This is a genomic window from Streptomyces scopuliridis RB72 (assembly GCF_000718095.1).
Lineage (GTDB): Bacteria > Actinomycetota > Actinomycetes > Streptomycetales > Streptomycetaceae > Streptomyces > Streptomyces scopuliridis.
The window spans coordinates 1-21,829 of record NZ_JOEI01000019.1 but is presented as its reverse complement, the minus strand read 5'-3'; the positions used below and the strand labels follow the sequence as shown (position 1 = coordinate 21,829).

General features: G+C 71.8%; 12 protein-coding genes. 7 read left to right on the top strand and 5 right to left on the bottom strand.

Translation table 11 applies throughout. The features are described from left to right. Positions 1 to 5: 5 nt before the first annotated feature. The 5 genes from IF11_RS0124240 to IF11_RS0124220 are packed head-to-tail and all read left to right on the top strand — an operon-like array spanning position 6 to position 8,777. On the top strand, positions 6 to 4,544 hold the full coding sequence (locus tag IF11_RS0124240; protein WP_078490893.1) for a type I polyketide synthase: 4,539 nt from the start codon (positions 6 to 8) through the stop codon (positions 4,542 to 4,544). After that, the gene (locus IF11_RS0124235) at positions 4,534 to 4,869 is read left to right on the top strand and encodes an acyl carrier protein (protein ID WP_206300645.1); all 336 of its coding nucleotides are present in this window, start codon (positions 4,534 to 4,536) and stop codon (positions 4,867 to 4,869) included. Before IF11_RS0124240 ends, IF11_RS0124235 begins: the two co-directional genes overlap by 11 nt. 4 nt (positions 4,870 to 4,873) lie before the next feature. Then, on the top strand, positions 4,874 to 5,683 hold the full coding sequence (locus IF11_RS0124230) for an alpha/beta fold hydrolase (RefSeq protein WP_030353825.1): 810 nt from the start codon (positions 4,874 to 4,876) through the stop codon (positions 5,681 to 5,683). After that, complete coding sequence (locus tag IF11_RS0124225; RefSeq protein ID WP_030353824.1) at positions 5,680 to 6,870, top strand: glycosyltransferase; 1,191 nt, start codon at positions 5,680 to 5,682, stop codon at positions 6,868 to 6,870. The genes IF11_RS0124230 and IF11_RS0124225 overlap by 4 nt, the downstream gene beginning before the upstream one ends. 56 nt (positions 6,871 to 6,926) lie before the next feature. Next, positions 6,927 to 8,777, top strand: a complete 1,851-nt coding sequence (locus tag IF11_RS0124220) for an ABC transporter ATP-binding protein (RefSeq protein WP_078490892.1) — start codon at positions 6,927 to 6,929, stop codon at positions 8,775 to 8,777. An 89-nt stretch (positions 8,778 to 8,866) separates the two neighbouring features. Here the strand turns inward: IF11_RS0124220 and IF11_RS0124215 are convergent, their stop codons facing one another. The 5 genes from IF11_RS0124215 to IF11_RS0124195 form a co-directional block, all read right to left on the bottom strand. After that, positions 8,867 to 9,667 carry an SGNH/GDSL hydrolase family protein gene (locus tag IF11_RS0124215; protein WP_030353822.1) on the bottom strand — a complete coding sequence of 267 codons (801 nt, stop codon included), beginning with the start codon at positions 9,665 to 9,667 and terminating at the stop codon, positions 8,867 to 8,869. Between the two features lie 75 nt (positions 9,668 to 9,742). Next, positions 9,743 to 10,426, bottom strand: coding sequence for a 4'-phosphopantetheinyl transferase family protein (locus tag IF11_RS0124210; RefSeq protein WP_030353821.1), 684 nt, complete (start codon positions 10,424 to 10,426; stop codon positions 9,743 to 9,745). Then, positions 10,423 to 11,271: a metallophosphoesterase family protein gene (locus IF11_RS0124205; protein WP_030353820.1), complete on the bottom strand. Its 849-nt coding sequence runs from the start codon at positions 11,269 to 11,271 to the stop codon at positions 10,423 to 10,425. Before IF11_RS0124205 ends, IF11_RS0124210 begins: the two co-directional genes overlap by 4 nt. A 90-nt stretch (positions 11,272 to 11,361) precedes the next feature. Beyond that, positions 11,362 to 13,212, bottom strand: coding sequence for an ABC transporter ATP-binding protein (locus tag IF11_RS0124200; protein ID WP_030353819.1), 1,851 nt, complete (start codon positions 13,210 to 13,212; stop codon positions 11,362 to 11,364). Further along, the gene (locus IF11_RS0124195; protein ID WP_037728432.1) at positions 13,181 to 14,947 is read right to left on the bottom strand and encodes an ABC transporter ATP-binding protein; all 1,767 of its coding nucleotides are present in this window, start codon (positions 14,945 to 14,947) and stop codon (positions 13,181 to 13,183) included. The genes IF11_RS0124200 and IF11_RS0124195 overlap by 32 nt, the downstream gene beginning before the upstream one ends. A 275-nt stretch (positions 14,948 to 15,222) precedes the next feature. Here IF11_RS0124195 and IF11_RS0124190 point away from each other — a divergent pair, with 275 nt between their 5' ends. After that, a complete protein-coding gene (locus tag IF11_RS0124190) occupies positions 15,223 to 16,254 on the top strand; it encodes a GDP-mannose 4,6-dehydratase (protein WP_030353817.1) in 1,032 nt (343 codons plus the stop codon). A gap of 184 nt (positions 16,255 to 16,438) precedes the next feature. Beyond that, positions 16,439 to 21,829: type I polyketide synthase (locus IF11_RS0124185; protein ID WP_030353816.1), on the top strand; the 5,391-nt coding region annotated here is incomplete at its 3' end.

The following is a 21,829-nucleotide window of genomic DNA, read 5'->3' as shown; positions in this document are numbered from 1 at the left end:
CCGGGATGGATCCCCGGACACCCGCCGGCTCCGGGACACCGGTGGCCATCGTCGGGATGGCCGCCTTCTTCCCCGGCGCGAGGGACCTGGACAGCTACTGGCACAACATCGTCAACGGCGTCGACGCGATCAGCGACGTACCGGCCGACCGCTGGGACGGGGAGTTCTACGCGCCCGACGGGCCCCGGCGCAGTGACCGGGTGTACTGTCGGCGCGGCGGATTCGTCGACCAGGAAACCGAATTCGACGTCACGCGGTTCGGCATCATGCCCACCTCCGTGGCCGGCACCGAGCCCGATCAGCTGATCGCGCTGGATGTCGCCCACCGGTCCATCGAGGACGCCGGCGGGGATCCCGTACTCCCCGCCGACCGGCAGCGCGCCGGGATCGTCCTCGGCCGGGGCGGGTATCTGACGCCCGGTCTGGTCCGGCTGGACCAGCGGGTGCGGACCGCCGGCCAGGTGGTCCGTACGCTCCGTGAGCTGGCGCCCGAGCTGGGCGAGGACAGGATCGAGGAGGTACGGGCGGCGTTCGCCGCGCAACTCGGCCCCGAACAGCCCGAGTCGGCCATCGGGCTGGTGCCCAATCTGGCCGCCTCGCGCGTCGCCAACCGGCTCGATCTGCGCGGCCCCGCCTACACCGTGGACGCGGCCTGTGCCTCCTCGCTGGTGGCGGTCGACCACGCGGTCCGCGAACTGGCCGCCGGGCGTTGTGATGTCATGCTGGCCGGCGGTGTGCACCACTGCCACGACATCACCCTCTGGAGTGTGTTCAGCCAGCTCGGCGCGCTCTCGCCGAGCGAGCGGATCCGCCCGCTGCACGCCGGCGCCGACGGGGTGCTCATCGGTGAGGGCACCGGCATCGTGGTGCTCAAGCGGCTCGCGGACGCCGAGCGCGACGGCGACCGTGTCTACGCCGTGGTCTCCGGGACGGGAGTGGCCAGCGACGGCCGCTCCGCCAGCCTCTTCAACCCCGACCCCGGCGGCCAGATCCGCGCGGTGCGGCAGGCGTGGGACGCGGCGGGGCTCGACCCGCGCGCGGCGGACGCCCTGGGACTGCTGGAGGCACACGGCACCGCCACCGTCGCCGGTGACCGCGCCGAACTGACCACGCTCGCCGAGGTGTTCGGCCCGGCCGTGGGTGAACGGGCCGCCATCGGCTCGGTGAAGTCCATGATCGGGCATACCATGCCCGCCGCCGGGATCGCCGGGCTGATCAAGGCGGCGCTCGCGATCCACCACGAGGTGCTGCCCCCGACCCTGCACTGCGACGAGCCGAACCCCGCCCTGGACGGCACCCGGTTCGCCCCGCTCGCGAAGGCCAGGCCCTGGGCGGAGCCCGCGACCGGCGTGCCGCGCCGGGCGGGCGTCAACGCCTTCGGCTTCGGCGGCATCAACGCCCATGTCGTCCTGGAGCAGCCGGCCACCGTCCCGGCCGCGCGCAAGGCCCGTACGACGGTGACCGAGCCCGAGGGGGTGCTGCGGCTCGCCGCGGCGAGCCCGGCGGAGCTGGCCGCGCTGCTGGACGCCGACGACTCCACGGTCCTGGCGGCCGGGCTCGACGAGCGCGACCCGGCGGCGGGAGCGGCGGCCGGGCCCGTACGGCTCGGGATCGTCGACCCGACCGCGCGCCGGCTGAAGCTGGCACGCAAGGCCGTGACCAAGGGCGCCGCCTGGCGCGGACGCAGCGATGTGTGGTTCAGCCCGCGCCCGCTGCTCGGCCCGGCCGGCGGCGGGCGGACCGCGTTCGTCTTCCCCGGCCTCGAAGCGGAGTTCGAGCCCCAAGTGGCCGAGCTGGCCGAGCGGTTCGGCCTCCCGTGGTCGGCCGGCGAGGACGCCAGGGTCGGTGACGTGGGACGGCACGGAGCCGCGGTGTTCCAGCTCGGGCGCGTCCTCGACACCGCGCTGCGCAGGCTCGCCGTCGTGCCCGACGCGGTCGCCGGGCACAGCGTGGGGGAGTGGACCGCCATGGCCTGCGGCGGCATCCACGCCGCCGACGAGGTGGACACCTTCCTCGCGGGCTTCGACCCGGACGCGCTGCGCGTCCCCGGCGCGGCCTTCGCCGTGCTCGGCATGCCCGCCGACAAGGTGCTGGCCGAGCTGGGCGGGCGTACCGACGTGGTGCTCTCGCACGACAACGCGCCGAACCAGTCGATGATCTGCGGCCCGGAGGAGGCCGTCGGTGAGCTGGTCCAGCGCTTCCGGGCCCAGGGGGTGATCGGGCAGGTGCTGCCGTTCCGGTCCGGCTTCCACACCCCGATGCTCGCGCCGTACCTCGATCCGATCCGGCGCGCGGCGGAGACGTACACCCTCCATCCGCAGTCCACCCCGGTCTGGTCCGCGACGACCGCCGCGCTCTACCCGGCCGAACCGGCCGCCGTACGGGAGCTGTTCGTCCGGCATCTGCTCGAACCGGTGCGGTTCAGGCTCATGATCGCCGCGATGCACGAGGCGGGGTACCGCGCGTTCATCCAGCTGGGCGCGGGGCAGCTCGGCTCGCTGATCGACGACACCCTGGCGGGCGAGGACCGGCTCGTCGTCTCCGCGCACTCCACGGCCAGGGACAGTCTGGCGCAGCTGCGCCGGGTGGTCACCGCGCTCTGGGTGGACGGCGCCGCGCCCGACGTCGCCCCGCTGCTGGGACCCGTGACCTCGAAGGCGACCGCGTCCGCGCGGTCTGCCCGGGCCGGGGTCCGGCTGGATCTCGGCGGGGCGCTCGTCTCCCTGCCCGAGGGGACCAGGAAAGCACTGACCGGGATCGTGCCCCGGCCCGTCACCCCCGCCGCCTCGCCCGCGCTCTCGGTCGCGGACGGCGGGGCGCTGGAGCTGCTCGGCCGGGCCGGCGCGCGGTTCCCGGTGGCCGCCGAACTCTCCGCGCTGCTGAACGACACCGCGGCCATCGCGAACGAACTCATCGGCGCGGGCGCCGCGCACCGTCGTACCGCCCCGGCCCGCCGGGGACCCTCGACGGGCTCACCCGCCCCCGTCCCCGCTCCGGCCGTGGCGCCGGTCCCCGAGGTGCTGCGGGTCGACGTCGACACGATGCCCTATCTGCTCGACCACTGCTTCTTCCGGCAGCGTCCCGGCTGGCCCGACGAGGCCGACCGCTGGCCGATCGTGCCCGCCACCACGGTCATCGGCCACCTCATGGACATCGCCGAACGCGCCGTCCCCGGAACGCGGGCCGTCGCCGTGCACGAGGTACGGCTGCTGAAGTGGATCGAGGCCATGCCGTCCGTCGACGTACCGGTGGTGGTACGGCGGCAGGCGCCCGACCGGGTCGAGGTGAGCCTGACCGGCTACTCCCGGGCGGTGGTCGAACTGGCCCCGCGCTACACGGAACCGCCCGCGCCGTGGCCGGTGGACCCGGCCGCCGAACGCACCCCCGGGCTGCGGGCCGAACAGCTCTACAGCGAACGGTGGATGTTCCACGGACCGCGCTTCCAGGGCGTCAGCGAACTGACCGCCCTCGGCGATCTGTCGGTACGGGGCGTCATCACCGCGCCGGACGCCCCCGGCGCCCTGCTCGACAACGTCGGACAGCTCCTCGGCTACTGGATCATGGCGACGCTCACCGAGCGCACCACGGTCTTCCCGATCGGGATGGACCGGATCCGCTTCCACGGGCCCGAACCGAAGCCGGGCGAACGGCTGGACTGTCTGATCCGGATCACCGAGGTCACCGACCTCACCCTCACCGCGGACATGCAGCTCGTCCATGAGGGCCGGGTCTGGGCGGAGTTCACCGGCTGGCAGGACCGGAGGTTCGACACCGACCCCAACATCCGTGCGGTGGACCGCTTCCCGGGCCGCAACACCCTCTCCACGGCCGAGCCCGGGGGCTGGACGAAGGTGCACGAGCGCTGGCCCGACCTGGCCACCCGCGAGCTGATCATGCGCAATATGCTCGGCGGCGCCGAACGCGCCGGCTATGACGCGCTGCCTCCCGTCCGGCGCCGTCAGTGGCTGCTCGGCCGGGTCGCCGCCAAGGACGCGGTCCGCGGACTGCTGTGGGGCGAGGGCGCGGACGACATCTATCCGGCCGAGATCGCCGTACGCAACGACGCCACAGGACGGCCCCTCGCCCACGGGGTGCACGGACGCGCGCTGGGCGAGCTGACCGTGTCGATCGCGCACTGCCGGGAGACCGGCGTGGCCCTCGCCCGGCGCGGCGCGTGCGGGATCGACATCGAGGAGATCACCGACCGGCCGAGGTCCGCCGCCGAGATGGCCTGCGACAGCGGCGAACTGGCCCTGCTGGACCGGCTGGTGGCCGCGGATCCGGAGAGCGGGCCCGGCTGGTTCACCCGGTTCTGGACGGCCAAGGAGGCCGTCGCCAAGGCACGCGGTACCGGTCTGCGCGGCCGGCCCGCCGACTACCGCGTGGTGGCGGCGGACGCGGAGAGGCTGCGCGTGGTGACCGAGGGCCGGGCGTACGAGGTGAGTGTGCGGCAGGTGGCCAATCCACCGGGACTGCCCGAACGGCAGTACATCGTCGCCTGGACGACTGATGACAACGAGACAGGAGAGTCTGATGAGCACTGAGGCGATCGGGATCATGACCACGGAGCCGCTGGACACCGATGATGCCGCTGTGCTGGCGGACATCACCCGCATGCTGCGCGAACTGCTGGAGGAGGACGGTCTCGACGACGCCGAGATCAGCCGGGAGACCACCTTCCACGACGACCTCGAACTGGAGAGCATCGATCTCGTGACGCTCGCCGGCGTCCTGCGCGAGCACTACGGGGACCGGGTCAACCTCGCCCTCTTCATCGCCGATCTCGAACTCGACGAGATCATCGCCCTCACCGTCGGCGAGCTGGCCGACTACGTCGCGGCGTCGCTGCGCGCCAACGGGCAGGGCTGAGCCGATGACCAAGATACGTACGGGCGAGATCACCACGCATGTGCAGCGGCTCCCCGCCGCCGGCCGGCCCGCGGACGGCAGTGAACCGGACGTTGTCGTGTTCGTGCACGGCCTGCTCACCGACAGCCTGGCCAGCTACTACTTCACCCTCGGCCCGGCCTTCGCCGCCGCGGGCTTCGACGTGATCATGTACGACCTGCGCGGCCACGGCCGCAGCGACCGGCCGGCCACCGGCTACCGTCTGGAGTCCTTCGTCGGCGACCTCGCCGGGCTGCTCGACGCGCTCGGCGAGACCCGTCGGGTGCATGTCGTCGGCAACTCCTTCGGCGGTACGGTGGCCGCCGCGCTCGCCGCCTGGCACCCCGACCGGGTCGCCACGGTCACCATGATCGAGTCCGAGCCGCCGGTCGCGGAGTGGACCCGGCACATGGCAGACGGGCTGGCCGACGCCAAGAGCCAGCTCTCCCGCGAGGATGTCATCGGCTGGATCTCCGCCCATCACGGCGCGCACACCGCCCGGCTCTCCCGGGGCGCCAGCCGTATCCTGCGGGTCACCACCCTCGCCGAGGACATCCCGGCGGGGCGCGTCATCGACGACGATCTCTCCGCGCTCAACTGCCCGGTCCTGGCCATCTTCGGCGACGAGTCCGGTCTGAGCGCCCAAGTCGACTCCCTGGAAGCCAAGCTGGCGTCCTGCCGCACCGTGGTCCTCGCCGAGCAGGGCCACTCCGTACTCGTGGAGCGGACCGAGGAGACCCGGGACCTGATCCTGGAGTGGATCCGGGATCACACGCTCGCCGGGGCGGTGCGGTGACCCGCTTCCTGCTCGTCGTCCCGCCGCTGGTCGGGCATGTCAACCCGCTGGTCGGGGTGGCCGGCGAACTCGCCCGGCGGGGGCACCCGGTGGCATGGGCCGGCCACGCCGACCAGATCCACCGGCTCGCCGGCCGGGACGTCACGGTCTTCGACTGCCCCATGCCCGCGGGCGGACTGGTCAGGCCGCCGGAGCTGACCGGACCCGCCGCCTTCCGGTTCCTCTGGGAGGAGTTCTTCGTACCGCTGGCCGACCTGATGGCGCCGGGCATCGAGGCCGCCATCGACGCGTTCCGCCCGGATGTTGTCCTCGGCGACCAGCACGCCGTGGCGGGCGCGCTGATCGCGGAGCGCAAGGGCATCCCCTATGTCACCTCCGCGACCACCTCGGCCGAACTCATCGACCCGCTGGCCGGGATGCCCAAGGTGGCCGCCTGGCTCGGTGAGCTGCTGGGCGGGCTGCGCGCACGGATCGGCGACCCGGCGGGCACGGCCGACCCGCGGTTCTCCCCGTACGGTGTCATCGCCTTCACCGGCCGCGAACTGCTCGGTGACGCGCCGCTGCCCTGGGAGCGGACGCATCTGGTCGGACCGGCCATCGCCCCCCGCGCCGACCGCTCCGACTTCCCGTGGGACGAGCTGGATCCGGGGCGTCCCACCGTGCTCGTCTCGCTCGGCACGGCCAACGCGGACGCGGGCGGCCGGTTCCTGGCGGAGGCGGTCAGCGCGCTCGACGGGCTCGGGGACGCGGTGCAGGGCGTCGTGGTCGACCCCGGCCATACGCTCTCCGCGGTGCCACCGGGAGTCCTCGTACGTGCCCATGTTCCCCAACTCGACCTGCTGGCACGGGCCGACGCCGTCGTCTGCCACGCCGGACACAACACCGTGTGCGAGTCGCTCTGGCACGGGCTGCCGCTCGTCCTCGCCCCCATCCGCGACGACCAGCCCATCGTCGCGCAGCAGGTGGTCGACGCGGGCGCGGGGGTGCGGGTCCGCTTCAACCGGGTGAACGCCGCCCGGCTGGCCACGGCCGTCGAAACCGTACTGGACAGCGCCGGCGGCCACCGCGCCGCCGCCGAGGCGATCGGCCGGTCCTTCCGCGCGGCGGGCGGCCATGTCACCGCCGCCGGCCACCTGGAGCGGATCGCGGCGCAGCACGCGCCCGCACCCATACCCGCGACCCACTGAACACCCCACTCCCCACCGGTGATCACCCCTCCCGACCAGCGAACCCGGGACCTCCCATGACAACGGCTTCCGCTCCTCCCGCGACGGCTGAGACCCCTCAGCCACCCGCGCCGGCCCAGACCCCTGAGCCGCCCGCGACGCCCCCGCTGCGCGTACTGCTGCGCTACGCCCGCCCGCACCGGACGGTGCTGCTCGCCACCCTGCTGCTCGTGCTGGCCGCCAGCGCGGCCGGACTCGTACAGCCGCTGGTGGCCCAGCACGTACTGGACGGACTGAGCGACGGGCGCGGGGTGCTCGGGCCCGTGCTCCTGCTGGCCGCGCTCGTCGTCCTGGGCGCCGGGCTCACCGGACTCCAGTCCTGGTGGCAGCAGCGCACCTCGGAACGGGTGGTCCGGCAGATCCGCCGCGACCTGGTGTTCCGGCTGATACGGCTGCGCGTACCCGAGCTGGACCGCCGTCCTCCGGGCGACCTCATCTCCCGCGTCACCTCCGACAGCGCGCTCGTCCAGAACGCCGCCACCGAAGGGCTGGTGATGGTCTCCAACGGAGTGCTCAGCATCCTCGGCGCGGTGGTCCTGATGGGCGTGGTGCATCTGGGACTGCTCGGGGTCACCGCCGCCGTGCTGATCGCCGTCGCGCTGGTCATGGTGCTCGTCCTGCCCCGGATCCGTGAAGCGGTCGCCCGCGCCCAGGAGTCGGTCGGCGCGGTGGGCGCCGCGCTGGACCGTACGCTCGGCGCCGCCAGGACCGTGAAGGCCAATGGCGCCGAGGGCAGGGAGACCGAGCGCGCCGGAGACGCGATCGAGGGTGCCTACCGCGCCGGACTGGCCGGCGCGCGCTATGTCGCGCTGGTGAAGGTCCTCTCCGGAGTGTCCATCCAGGCCGCGTTCCTCGCGGTGCTCGGCGTGGGCGGCGCGCTGGTGGCCGCCGGCAGCCTCGAAGCCTCCGCCCTGATCGCCTTCCTGCTGTACGTGTTCTATCTGGCGAGCCCGGTCGGCTCACTGGTCGCCGGCCTGAGCATGCTGCAACAGGGGCTCGGCGCCGTCGGCCGTATCGAGCAGGTCAAGCACATGCCGGTCGAGGACGACGTGGACGACCCGCGCGAACGGCTCGCCGCCGTGGCCGCGCCCGGCGCGCCCCCGGTCGAGTTCCGGGACGTACGGTTCTCCTACCCCGGCCGCGCACCCGCCCTGCGCGGTATCTCGTACACCGTCCCCGGCGGTACCCAGACGGCGCTGGTCGGACTCTCCGGCGCGGGCAAGACCACGATGTTCGCCCTGCTCCAGCGCTTCCACGAACCGGCGTCGGGACAGATCCGGATCGACGGCGTCGACATCGCCACCCTGCCCCGGTCGGAGGTGCGCAGGCGCATCGCCTATGTGGAGCAGGAATCGCCGGTGATGGCCGGCACCATCGAGGACAATCTGCGCTACGCGGCGACCGGCGCGTCGGACGAGGACATCGCGGAGGTCCTGCGGCTCACCCGGCTCGACACCCTGATCGACCGGCTGCCCGACGGACTGCGCACGGAGGTCGGCAACCGCGGCGTCACCCTGTCGGGCGGTGAGCGCCAGCGGCTGGCCATCGCGCGTGCCCTGCTGCGCCGGCCGGAGGTGCTGCTCCTGGACGAGGCCACCGCCCAGCTCGACGCGAGCAACGAGCGGGCGCTGCGGGAGGCGGTGGACCAGGCGGCCCGGCGCTGCACCGTGATCCTGATCGCGCACCGGCTCTCCACCGTGACCGGCGCCGACCAGATCGTGGTCCTGGAACACGGTCTGGTGCGCGCCGCGGGGACCCACGCGGAGCTGGTCGAGGCCGATGTCCTCTACCGCGAACTCGCCTCCTCCCAGATGCTGGTGAGCGAAGGTAATGAGGACATCAGCGAATTGGCCGACGTGCCGCGCTGACAAAGGGATACGGCAGTGGGGGCGTTCCGCGCAAGAAAGCGGAACGCCCCCACTTATTCAATCCGTAGGCCGGTCGGCCGGTCGTTCCGTCAGCCGGTGCGGGCGTTCAGAGCGGCCAGATAACCGTCGCGGTGGCCCGCGGCGTTCGGGTGGTAGGACTCGTTAATCTTGTCCCATTCCAGGCTGGTGACCCAGGTGGAACCGGACGAGCAGATCGTGTGCGGGTCGAATACCGGTCGTGCGTCCAGGAATTCGAAACCGGCGGCCGCCGCACGGCTGGACATGACAGAGGCCAGGGTGTCGGCCGCGGAGTTCATGGCGGTACGCTCGGCGTCGCTCAGTCCGAATATGCCGCAGGAACCTCCGATGGTGTAGAGCCGGGGATATCCGATGACGATGACTCTCGCGTTGGGGGCGGCGGCGCGCACCGCCCCGTAGGTCTGCGCGAGCGCGGGGGACAGGACGGACTGCGCCGCCTGCTTGGCCGCCTCGACGCCGTTGATGCAGTCGCGGTCGTCGATGGTGAGGATGCAGTTCGTCAGTACGTCGACGAAGCCGACGTCATTGCCGCCGACCTGCAGCGTCACCAGTGTGGTGTCCGCCGTGAGCTGCGGTATCTGGGAGTTGATCACATCGGTCGTGGTCGCACCCGAGCACGACGCCTCGACGAACGCCACCGAGCTGTGCTGAGCCGCCCACAGCCGTGGGTAGGTCAGCGGGCCCCGGCGGCACGGGTCGTTGGGGTTGTCGTACGTACGGGTACCGGGAGCGACCGCGTACGAGTCACCCAGCGCCACGTACTTACCGTTGGCCGCGTAGGCGGTGGGCGAAATCGTGACCGCCGCGACGATTGCCAGAAGGACGGCGAACAGTGCCTTTATTGAACGCACGGAGATGCTTCTCCAGGGGTGGGGGGACAAGGACCCCACTTGGATAGCAGTTCACGGCGGCGAGTGATGAGGGATTCAATGAAAAACTGATGACGATTCAGATGCCACATGGATGGCGGTGGCCACCAGGCCCCGATCCGCGATCCAACGGCCCTGGAATTCACCGATATGACGGCCATTCACGAAGGGGCCCGGTACCAGAAGCCTTGCCTGAAAGGTCCGTTCGACCGGATCGATGTCGATTTCCGCCTCGGAGAAGTCGAGTTCGCGCCCGGTGAGCGGATACCACACCTTGAAAACGCTCTCCTTGGCGCTGAAAATCAGCCGGTCATAGCTGACCCCGGGGTGACGCTCGGTCAGCGACGCGATCCACGTCCGCTCGGCCGGCAGCGTGACGACATCCAGCACGCCCTCGGGCAGCGGCGCGTCGGGCTCCGCGTCGATACCGAGCGCCACTGTTCCCTCGGACCTGGCCACGACCGCGGCGCGGTAGCCGTCGCAGTGCGTCATGCTCCCGACGATGCCTTCCGGCCACTGCGGCGCCCCGCGCCGGTTGGGCAGCAGCGGCACGGGCCGCTGGCCCAGACGGCGCATCGCGCGCCGGGCCAGGAACCGTACCGTGGTGAACTCCCGCTGCCGCTTGGGGACCGCGTTCGCCACCAGCGCCTTCTCCTGCGGGAACAGCTCCTCGCCCGGCTCGCGCCCGTCGTCGTACGCCGCCTCGGCCGCGACCGCGGCGGGCAGCACCTCCCCGATCACCGGGCCGCCTGTCCGGCCGGCTCGGGCAGGATCTGGCGCAGCGGCTCCCGGGGCGGGCGTTTGCGCCACTCGCGCGGATAGCCGATCGACACCTCCTCGAAGCGCACCCCGTCGTGGTGGGTGACCCGGGGGATGTGCAGATGGCCGTAGACCACGGCGGCGGCGCGGAAGCGCACATGCCAGTCGGCGGTCAGTTCCGTACCGCACCACTGCGCGAACTCGGGGTAGTACAGGACGCGGGTGGGGTCACGGACCAGCGGGAAGTGATTGACCAGCACCGTACGCAGGGACGGATCGACGGCCGACAGCCGGCGCTCGGTCTCCTCGACCCGCGACCGGCACCAGGCGTCCCGGCCCGAGAACGGGTCGGGGTGCAGGAAGTACTCGTCGGAGCAGACCACGCCCGCCTCATGGGCCAGCCGCAGCGACTCCTCCATCGTGGTGGCGCCGGGCGCCCGGAACGAGTAGTCGTAGAGCACGAACAGCGGAGCGACCGCCACCGGCCCCCCGGCGCCCCGCCACACGAGGTAGGGGTCCTCCGGGGTGGCGATGCCCAGCCCCCGGCACAGCTCCACCAGATGCAGATAGCGCTTCTCGCCGCGCAGATCGCACGGATCCTTCGGATGGGTCCACAGCTCATGGTTGCCCGGAGCCCAGATCACCTTCGTGAACCGCTCGCTGAGCAGCCGCAGGGCCCACTCGATATCGGTGTACTTCTCGGCGACATCACCCGCGACGATCAGCCAGTCGTCGTCCGAGGACGGGCGCAGTTCCTCGACCAGCGCGCGGTTCTCGTCGTACACGACATGCAGATCGCTGACGGCGAGGAGTTTTCCGTCGGGCACAATACCGTCCTTATCGGTCGGGCTCGAACGCCGGTGTTCGGACCGGTGGCGCTGACCCTTCGAGATTACGCGGAAGCGGGCGGCGACGCCTCAGCCACCGGTCACCAGTTGCTCACCGTCGGCGGCCGGCCGGGGGGAGCCATGGGCGCGGGCCGCGTGCAGCCGGGCGTAGGCGCCCTGTTCACGGATCAGTTCGTCATGGGTGCCGCGCTCCACGATCCGCCCCGACTCCATGACCACGATGACATCGGCGTCGCGGATGGTGGACAGCCGGTGCGCGATGACGAAGCTGGTCCTGCCCGCGCGCAGGGTGTTCATCGCGCGCTGGATCAGCACTTCGGTACGGGTGTCGACGGAGCTGGTCGCCTCGTCGAGGACCAGCACGGCGGGCTGGGCGAGAAACGCCCTGGCGACCGTGATCAGCTGCTTCTCGCCCGCGCTCACGCTGGACGACTCGTCGTCCAGCACGGTGTCGTAGCCGTCCGGCAGCGTACGGATGAAGCGGTCCGCGCAGGTGGCGCGTGCCGCGGCGACGATCTCCTCGCGGGTGGCGCCGGCATGGCCGTACGCGATGTTCTCGGCGATCGTGCCGCCGAACAGCCAGGTGTCCTGGAGCACGAGACCGAACTGCGCGCGCAGATCGTCCCGGGTCATCGCCGCGATGTCCGTGCCGTCGAGCAGGATCCGGCCCTCGTCCACCTCGTAGAACCGCATGAGGAGATTGCCCAGTGTGGTCTTGCCGGCCCCGGTGGGGCCGACGATCGCCACCGTACTGCCGGGCTCCACGGTCAGGGAGAGGTCCTCGATCAGCGGGGTCTCGGGGGAGTAGCGGAAGCCGACGCGGTCGAACTCCACGCGTCCGGTGACCCGTTCCGGCCGGACGGGGTGCTTCGGGTCGGGGCCCTGCTCCTCCGCGTCGAGCAGGGTGAAGACCCGCGCGGCGGAGGCGATCCCGGACTGGAGACGGCCGGCCACGCTGGCGACCTGCACGATCGGCTGGCTGAACTGCCGGGAGTACAGGATGAACGCCTGCACATCCCCGAGCGTCAGCGCGCCGCTCACCACCTTCCACGCGCCCACCACCGCCACCACCACATAGCCGAGGTTGGCGATGAACATCATGGCGGGCTCGATGGTGCCCGAGGCGAACTGGGCCTTGGCGCCCGCCCGGAACAGCGCCTCGTTGTGCGCGTCGAACCGCCGCTCGGCCTGCTCGCGCCTGCCGAAGCCCTTGATCAGCGAGTGGCCCGTATAGACCTCCTCGACCTGCGCGTTCATCGAGCCGGTGGCGGCCCACTGCTCCGCGAACCGGGGCTGGGCGCGCTTGCTGATCCACGCGGCGAGCACCCCCGACACCGGCACGCTCGCCAGCATGATCAGCGCCAGGGACGGCGAGATCACCAGCATCAGGATGAGCATGGTGATGATGGAGAAGACCGAGGTGATCAGCTCGGCGAGGGTCTGCTGAAGGGTCTGCTGGAGATTGTCGACATCGTTGGTCGTACGGCTCAGCACCTCGCCGGCCGGATTGCGGTCGAAGTAGCGCAGCGGCAGCCGTCCGAGCTTCTCCTCCGCGCTCTCCCGCAGATCGAAGACCACCCGCTGGACGACGGACGCGACCAGCCGGCCCTGCGCCAGCATGAACAGCGACGCCGCGACATACAGCACGAGCAGGAGCAGCAGCACGCGCCCGACCGCGTCGAAGTCGACGCCCCCGGTGGTGACCCCCGGCGACGCGCCGCCGGGTCCGTCGAGCAGACCGTCGACGATCAGGTCGGTGGCCTTGCCGAGCAGCAGCGGACCGAACGCGTTGAGCGTGATCCCGCCGATGCCCACCAGGAGGGCGACGGCGATCCGGGGGCGGTGCGGCCGGAGCAGGCCGAGGAGCCGGCGGCCGGGCCCGCGGGGCTCAGTGGGGCTGGGGCTGGCCGGCGAGACCATGAACGGTCTCCTCCTCGGTGAGCTGGGAGAGGGCTATCTCGCGGTAGGTGGCGCTGTCGCGCAGCAGTTCGTCATGGGTGCCGGTGTCGATGACGCGTCCGCCGTCGAGGACCACGATGCGGTCGGCGTACCGGACGGTGGCGACCCGCTGGGCGACGGTGATGACGGTCGACCGCGCGATCTCCGGCGCCATCGCGGTACGCAGCGCGGCGTCCGTGGCGTAGTCGAGCGCGGAGAAGCAGTCGTCGAAGAGATAGACATCGGGCCGGCGCAGCAGGGTGCGCGCGATGGCGAGCCGCTGGCGCTGGCCGCCCGAGACGTTCGTACCGCCCTGGGAGATCTCGGCGTCGAGCCCGTCGGGCATGCGCGCGACGAACTCGGCGGCCTGGGCGATCCGCAGGGCGTGCCACAGCTCGTCGTCGGTGGCGTCCGGGTTCCCGAAGCGGAGGTTGGTCGCGACGGTCCCGGAGAACAGATAGGGCTTCTGCGGTACGAAGCCGACGGCCCGGCTGAGGACGTCCGGGTTCAGATGCCGTACGTCGACGCCGTTGACCCGTACCGAACCCTCGGTGGCGTCGAACAGCCGCAGGACGAGATTGAGGAGCGTCGTCTTGCCGCTGCCGGTGGAGCCGAGGATCGCCACGCTCTCCCCGGGGCCCGCGGTCAGATCGATCCCCTGGAGCACCGGCTTCTCCGCGCCCGGGTAACGGAACTCCGCCCCGCGCAGCTCCAGCCGGCCGACGGCGTCCGACGCGGCCTCCACCGGCTCGGACGGCGGGGTGACACTCGTCGGCGTCGCCAGGATCTCCTGGATACGCGCGGCGGACACCTTCGCGCGCGGCACCGACAGGAACACGAACGCGACCATCACGACCGACATGAGTATCAGCGAGAGATAGCTGAGGAACGCGCTGAGCGCGCCGATCCGCATCGCCCCGCTGTCGATCCGGTGGGCGCCGACCCAGAGGATGGCGACCATGAACGCGTTCATGAGCAGCAGCACCACGGGCAGCATCGACGCGATGAGCCGGCCGACCCGCCGTGAGACCTCGTACAGCTCCGTGCTCGTACGGGCGAACCGCTCGCGCTCGTAGCCGTCCCGTACGAAGGAACGCACCACGCGCACGCCGGTGATCTGCTCGCGCAGCAGCCGGCCGAGCCGGTCGAGACAGGTCTGCATCCGCTCGTAGAACACACCCATCCGGGCCAGCAGCAGCCCGAACGCGACGGCGACCACCGCGACGAGGACCACCAGGATCAGCGCCAGCGGGACGTCCTGCTGAAGCGCCAGTACGACGCTCCCCAGGCACATCAGGGGCGCGGCCACCACGATGCCGAAGCCCGACTGCGTCAGCGTCTGCACCTGCTGCACATCGTTGACCGTACGGGTCAGCAGCGACGGCGTACCGAAGCGGCCCACCTCACGGGCGGAGAAGTCCAGCACCCGGCGGAAGACGACGCGGCGGATGTCGCGTCCCATCGCCATCGCGGTACGGGAGGCCAGGGACACCGCGCCGATCGCCGCGGCGACCTGGACGAGCGCCAGCGCGACCATGACCGCGCCGAGGCGCGAGATATAGCCGCTGTCGCGCGCGACGACACCGTTGTCGATCAGGGCGGCGCCGAGCGTCGGCAGCAGCAGTGTGCCGAGGATCTGGATCAGTTGCAGGAGGACCAGCAGGGCAGCGGCTCGCCGGTACGGGCGCACATGGGTACGCAGAAGTCTGAACAGCACGGAAAGACGCTCCGGTTGACAGAGCCGGCCCGAACGCCGACGCACACAGTGCACCGCATCGCGGTCCCGAAAATTACTAGTGTTCCGCCTCTCCATGCCTTCCCGGCTCCGCTCCGACTCGGGAATTCCCTAGTAAGCACGGGTTTTCTTGACACCGTGGTCGGCGGCTTGCGAGCGTGCCGATGTCTATCGTCCGGACAGAAGCGTATTCGATGCAAGGTCGTCGACCGAGCTCTGCGTTTGGGCGGTCTCTCCGTGGTCGAGAAGGGGTTGGTATGACCAAGCGTGCGCTGATCACCGGAATTACCGGGCAGGACGGTTCTTATCTGGCCGAGCATCTCCTGTCACAGGGCTACCAGGTTTGGGGATTGATCCGAGGACAGGCCAACCCGCGAAAGTCGCGGGTCAGCCGGCTCGTCTCCGAACTGTCGTTCGTGGACGGCGACCTGATGGACCAGGGCAGCCTGGTCTCCGCCGTCGACACCGTGCAGCCGGACGAGGTGTACAACCTCGGCGCGATCTCGTTCGTGCCGATGTCGTGGCAGCAGGCCGAACTCGTCACCGAGGTCAACGGCATGGGCGTGCTCCGCGTCCTTGAGGCGATCCGGATGGTGAGCGGCCTCAACAGCTCACGCACCGCGGGCAGCGGCCAGATCCGCTTCTACCAGGCGTCGTCCTCGGAGATGTTCGGCAAGGCCGCCGAGACTCCGCAGCGTGAGACGACGCTGTTCCACCCGCGCAGCCCGTACGGCGCCGCCAAGGCGTACGGGCACTTCATCACCCGCAACTACCGTGAGTCCTTCGGGATGTACGCCGTTTCCGGAATGCTCTTCAACCATGAATCCCCGCGCCGCGGCTCGGAGTTCGTGACCCGGAAGATCTCCCTCGCCGTCGCCCGGATCAAGCTGGGACTCCAGGACAAGCTGCACCTCGGAAACCTCGACGCGGTACGTGACTGGGGCTTCGCCGGCGACTATGTGCGCGCCATGCATCTCATGCTCCAGCCCGACGAGCCGGACGACTACGTGGTGGGCAGCGGCTCCATGCACTCGGTACGGGACGCGGTGCGCATCGCCTTCGAACACGTGGGTCTGGACTGGCAGGACTACGTCGTCATCGACCCCGAGCTGGTCCGCCCCGCGGAGGTGGAGATTCTCTGCGCGGACAGCGAGCACGCCCGTACCAAGCTGGGCTGGAAGCCCAGTGTCGACTTCCCCGAACTGATGCACATGATGGTCGACGCCGACCTGAATCAGGTCTCCCGGGAACACGAATACGGGGACCTTCTGCTGGCCTCCAACTGGTAGCGGAACGAAGGACTGCGGAGGACTAGGGAATTCCCGTAGCGGTCCGTACGACACTCGCCACATGGCTTCCCGCTAAACGGCTGCGAAGCCATGTGGCTTTCTATTTATCGCATTGCACGGCGAGCGCGAGATGCCCCGCGTGATTCATGTTCGGCCGCTGGCTGTCGAGATGGGTTGAGTTGAGATGGACAACGAACAGAAGCTCCGGGACTACCTCAAGCTTGCTACCGCCGATCTCCGACGGACGCGGCAGCGGGTCAATGAGCTGGAGACGGCGGCCCAGGAGCCGATCGCCATTATCGGTATGACCTGCCGCTATCCCGGCGGTGTCAGCAGCCCGGAAGATCTCTGGCGGCTGGTCGAGGCGGGTGAGAACGGCATCACGGCGTTTCCCGCCGACCGCGGCTGGGACGCCGAGGCGCTCGCCTCGTCCAGCACCTCGTCCGGCGGGTTCCTGCACGACGCCCCCGACTTCGACGCCGACTTCTTCGGGATCTCGCCGCGCGAGGCCGTGGCGATGGACCCGCAGCAGCGTGTCGCGCTGGAGTCCGCCTGGGAGGCGTTCGAACGCGCGGGCATCGACCCGACCTCGGTCAAGGGCAGCCAGACCGGTGTGTTCATGGGCGCGATGGCCCAGGACTACCGGGTCGGACCCGCCGACGGCGCCGAGGGATTCCAGCTCACCGGCAACACCGGCAGCGTCCTGTCCGGACGTATCTCCTACACCTTCGGCACCGTCGGCCCCGCGGTCACCGTGGACACCGCCTGCTCCTCCTCGCTCGTGGCCGTCCATCTCGCCACCCAGGCGCTGCGCGCGGGGGAGTGCACCCTCGCGCTGGCCGGCGGCGTCACCGTCATGTCGAGCCCCGGCACCTTCATCGAGATGGGCCGTCAGGGCGGCCTCTCCGCGGACGGCCGCTGCCGCTCCTTCGGGGACACCGCCGACGGCACCGGCTGGGCCGAGGGCGTCGGCGTCCTCGTCCTGGAGCGGCTCTCCGACGCCCGGCGCAACGGGCACGAGATCCTCGCCGTGGTACGCGGCACCGCGGTCAACCAGGACGGCGCGTCGAACGGACTGACCGCCCCCAACGGCCCCTCGCAGCAGGAGGTCATCCAGCAGGCCCTGATCAACTCCCGGCTCTCCGCCGCCGAGGTCGACGCCGTCGAGGCGCACGGCACCGGCACCACGCTCGGTGACCCGGTCGAGGCACAGGCCCTGCTCGCCACCTACGGCCAGGGCCGCGACGAGAACCGGCCGCTGCTGCTCGGCTCCGTCAAGTCGAACATCAGCCACACCCAGGCCGCCGCCGGTGTCGCCGGTGTCATCAAGATGGTCATGGCGATGCGCCATGGAGTGCTGCCGCGGACCCTGCTGGCCGACGAGCCCTCCTCGCATGTCGACTGGTCGCAGGGCGCGGTCCGGATCCTCACGGAGAACTCCCCGTGGCCCGAGACCGGCGCGCCCCGGCGCGCGGGCGTCTCCTCCTTCGGCATCAGCGGCACCAACGCGCACACCATCGTCGAGCAGGCCCCGGGCGCGCCCGGGACCGAGAACGCTGCCGACGCCTCCGCGGACGGCGGGGGCATCGAGCCGGGCGCCGTACCGCTGCTGGTCTCCGGTCGGACCCGTGAGGCGCTGCGCGCCCAGGCCGCCGGGCTGCTGACCGCGCTGGAGGCCGACCCCGCCGCGACCGTCCTCGACACCGCCTACTCACTGGCCACCACCCGCGCCGGCTTCGAACACCGCGCCGTGCTCATGGCCGCCGACCGCGACGGCGCGCTCGCCGCGCTGACGGCGCTGGCCGGGGACCGGGAGGAGACCGGCCAGGTGCGGGGCGCCGTCCAGGGCGCCACCCAGGGCGACGGGAAGCTGGCGTTCCTCTTCACCGGCCAGGGCTCCCAGCGCCTCGGCGCCGGGCGCGAACTCCACGCCAGATTCCCGGTGTTCGCCCAGGCGCTGGACGCCGCCTTCGCCGCGCTCGACCCGCTGCTCGACCGGCCGCTGCGCGAGGTGCTCTGGGGCGAGGACGCCGACGCGCTGAACCGCACCGAGTACGCGCAGCCCGCGCTGTTCGCCGTCGAGGTCGCGCTGTACCGCCTGGTCGAGTCCTGGGGCGTCAAGCCCGACTATCTGACCGGCCACTCGATCGGTGAGATCACCGCCGCCCATGTCGCGGGAGTGCTGTCGCTGCCCGACGCGGCGGCGCTCGTCACCGCCCGCGGCCGGCTGATGCAGGCGCTGCCCGAGGGCGGCGCGATGATCGCCGTACAGGCCACCGAGGACGAGGTCACCCCGCTGCTGGCCGGCCACGAGGACGCGGTGTCGATCGCCGCGGTCAACGGCCCCTCCGCCCTCGTCCTCGCCGGCGAGGAGAGCGCGGTCACCGAGATCGCCGCCCGCCTGGCGGACGAGGGCCGCAAGACCAAGCGGCTGACGGTCTCGCACGCCTTCCACTCGCCGCTCATGGAGCCGATGCTCGACGAGTTCCGCGCCGTGGTGGCCGGCCTGTCCCTCCAGGCCCCGCTGCTGCCGTTCGTCTCCAACCTCACCGGCGAGCCCGGCACCGTCGCGCAGGTCACCTCCGCCGACTACTGGGTGGACCATGTCCGGCGGGCCGTACGGTTCGCCGACGGCGTCGGCTGGCTCGCCGGCCACGGCGTCACCACCTTCCTCGAACTCGGCCCCGACAGCGTCCTGTCCGCGATGACCGAGGACTGCCTCGACACGGCGGACACCGAGGGCCACGCCGCGCTCCCCGCGCTGCGGGCCGGCCGCCCCGAGACCGACACCCTCACCACCGCGCTGGCCGGACTGTACGTACGCGGCGTCACCGTCCGCTGGGCGGAGTACTTCGCGGGCACCGGCGCACACCGCCACGACCTGCCGACCTACGCCTTCCAGCGCCGCAGGTACTGGCCCAAGGGCGGTGCCCAGAACCAGTCCGCCGACCTGCGGGCCGCCGGGCTCGGCGCGGCCCACCACCCGCTGCTCTCCGCCGCCGTCTCCCTCGCCGACTCCGAGGGTGTGCTCCTCACCGGCCGGCTCTCGCTCCAGTCCCACCCGTGGCTCGCCGACCACGCCGTGCGCGGCACCACGCTGCTTCCCGGCACCGCCTTCCTCGAACTCGCCCTGCGCGCGGGCGACGAGGTCGGCTGCGACCTGGTCGAGGAACTGACCCTGGCCGCGCCGCTGATCCTCCCTGAGCGGGGCGGTATCCAGGTCCAGCTGTGGATCGGCAACCCCGACGACTCCGGCCGTCGCACCGTCAACGTCTACTCGCGCCCCGAGGGAAGCGACGAGACGGCCTGGACGCGGCACGCCACCGGCGTACTCGCCGTCGACGAGCGGGCCGGGGAGCGGGGCGCCGGATTCGACGCGGCCGTATGGCCCCCCGCCGGGGCCGAGCCCGTCGCCGTCGAGGGCGTCTACGACCGGCTGGCCGACGACGGCTTCGCCTACGGTCCGGTCTTCCAGGGCCTGCGGGCCGCCTGGCGGCGCGACGGCGACGTGTACGCCGAGGTCGTGCTGCCCGAGGGCGGCGAGGCCGAGGCGGACGCGTTCGGTCTGCACCCCGCGCTGCTGGACGCGGCGCTGCACGCCGCCTCCTTCGTCGAACTCGGCGCGGAGAGCCGCGGCGGACTGCCCTTCTCGTGGGAGGGCGTGTCGCTGCACGCGACCGGCGCCTCCGCGCTGCGGGTACGGCTCTCCCCGGCCGCTGAGGACGCGGTCTCGATCACCGTCGCCGACACGTCCGGTGAGCCGGTCGTCTCCGTCGAGTCGCTGGTGCTGCGCGCGGTCGCGGCGCGGGAACTGGGCGGCGCCGCCACGGCCGCCCGCGACGCGCTGTTCGGCCTCGACTGGGTTCCCGTACGACAAGGGGCACAGGCCCCCGAGTCCGTCGCCCTGGCCGGCCCCGACGCCTTCGGACTCGCCGGGCACGAGGCCCTGGCGGGCGGCATCGCGGTCCATCCGGATCTGGCGGCGCTGGCGGCGGGCGAGGAGCCGGTGCCGGCGGTCGTACTCATGACGGTCGGCGGTACGCCGGGGGTTGAGGCGGCGGAGTCCGCACACGCGCTGACCGCCGAGGTCCTGGCGTCGGCGCACACCTGGCTGGCGGAGGAGCGCTTCGCCGGATCACGGCTGGTGTTCGTGACGCGCGGCGCGGTCGGCGGCGCCGAGGTGGCGTCGGCCGCGGTGTGGGGTCTGGTGCGCTCCGCGCAGTCGGAGAACCCGGGCAGCTTCGGACTGGTCGACCTGGACCCGGCGGAGCCGGTCGCGCTCCCGCTCGGGGCGCTGGGTACGGACGAGCCGCAGCTGATCGTCAGGAACGGCGAGATCAGGGCCGGACGGCTGGTGCGCCGGGCGCTCGGCGAGATCGAGGCCGGGCCGGTCTGGGACGCCGACGGCAGCGTGCTGATCACCGGCGGTACGGGCGGTCTTGGCGCGGTGATGGCGCGGCATCTGGTGGCCGAGCACGGCGTGCGCAGGCTGCTGCTGGTGAGCCGCCGGGGCTTGGCCGCCGAGGGCGCCGAGGCGCTGACGGACGAGCTGACGGAACTGGGCGCCGAGGTCTCGGTCGAGGCGTGCGACGCGGCCGACCGCGACGCGCTGGCCGGACTGCTGGCCCGCCACACCGTCTCCGCCGTGATCCATACGGCGGGTGTGCTGGACGACGGCCTGATCCCTTCGCTCACGCCCGAGCGGCTGGACACGGTCCTGCGCCCCAAGGCCGACGCGGCCTGGAACCTGCATGAGCTGACGCAGGGTCAGGACCTGTCCGCGTTCGTGGTCTTCTCGTCGGTCGCCGGAGTGATCGGCAGCGCGGGGCAGGGCAACTACGCGGCCGGAAACGCCTTCCTGGACGCGCTGATGGAGCGCCGCCGGGCCGAGGGCCTGCCGGGCGTGTCCCTCGCCTGGGGCCCCTGGGAACGTACCGGCGGTATGACGGGCACGCTGGCGGAGGCCGAGGCCGAGCGGCACGCCCGCTCCGGGGTGCCGGCGCTCCCGGTCGAGCAGGGCGTGGCGCTGTTCGACGCGGCGCTGACCACCGGCGAGGCCGCCGTCGTACCCGTGCGGCTGGATCTGCCGGTGCTCCGCGCACAGGGCGACGTCCCGCCGCTGCTGCGGTCGTTGATCCGTACCCGCGCCCGCCGTGCGTCGTCCGTCGCGGGGTCGAGCACGGCCGGCGGTCTCGTCCAGCGGCTGGGCAGGCTGGACGCGACCGAGCGCGGCGAGCTGCTGCTCGATCTCGTACGCGGACAGGTGGCCCTCGTCCTGGGCCACACCAGTGGCGCGGACATCGACGCCGGGCGCGCCTTCCGCGAGCTGGGCTTCGACTCGCTGACGGCGGTGGAGCTGCGCAACCGGCTGGGCACCGTCACCGGACTGCGGCTGCCCGCCACGCTGGTCTTCGACTACCCGACCGTGCGCGCCCTGGCCGCCTACCTCCTCGATGAACTGCTGGGCTCCGACGCGGCGGTGGCCGTGCCGGCCGCCACGCGGACCGCCGCGGTGGCCGACGATCCGATCGTGGTCGTCGGGATGAGCTGCCGCTATCCGGGCGGGGTGGCCTCG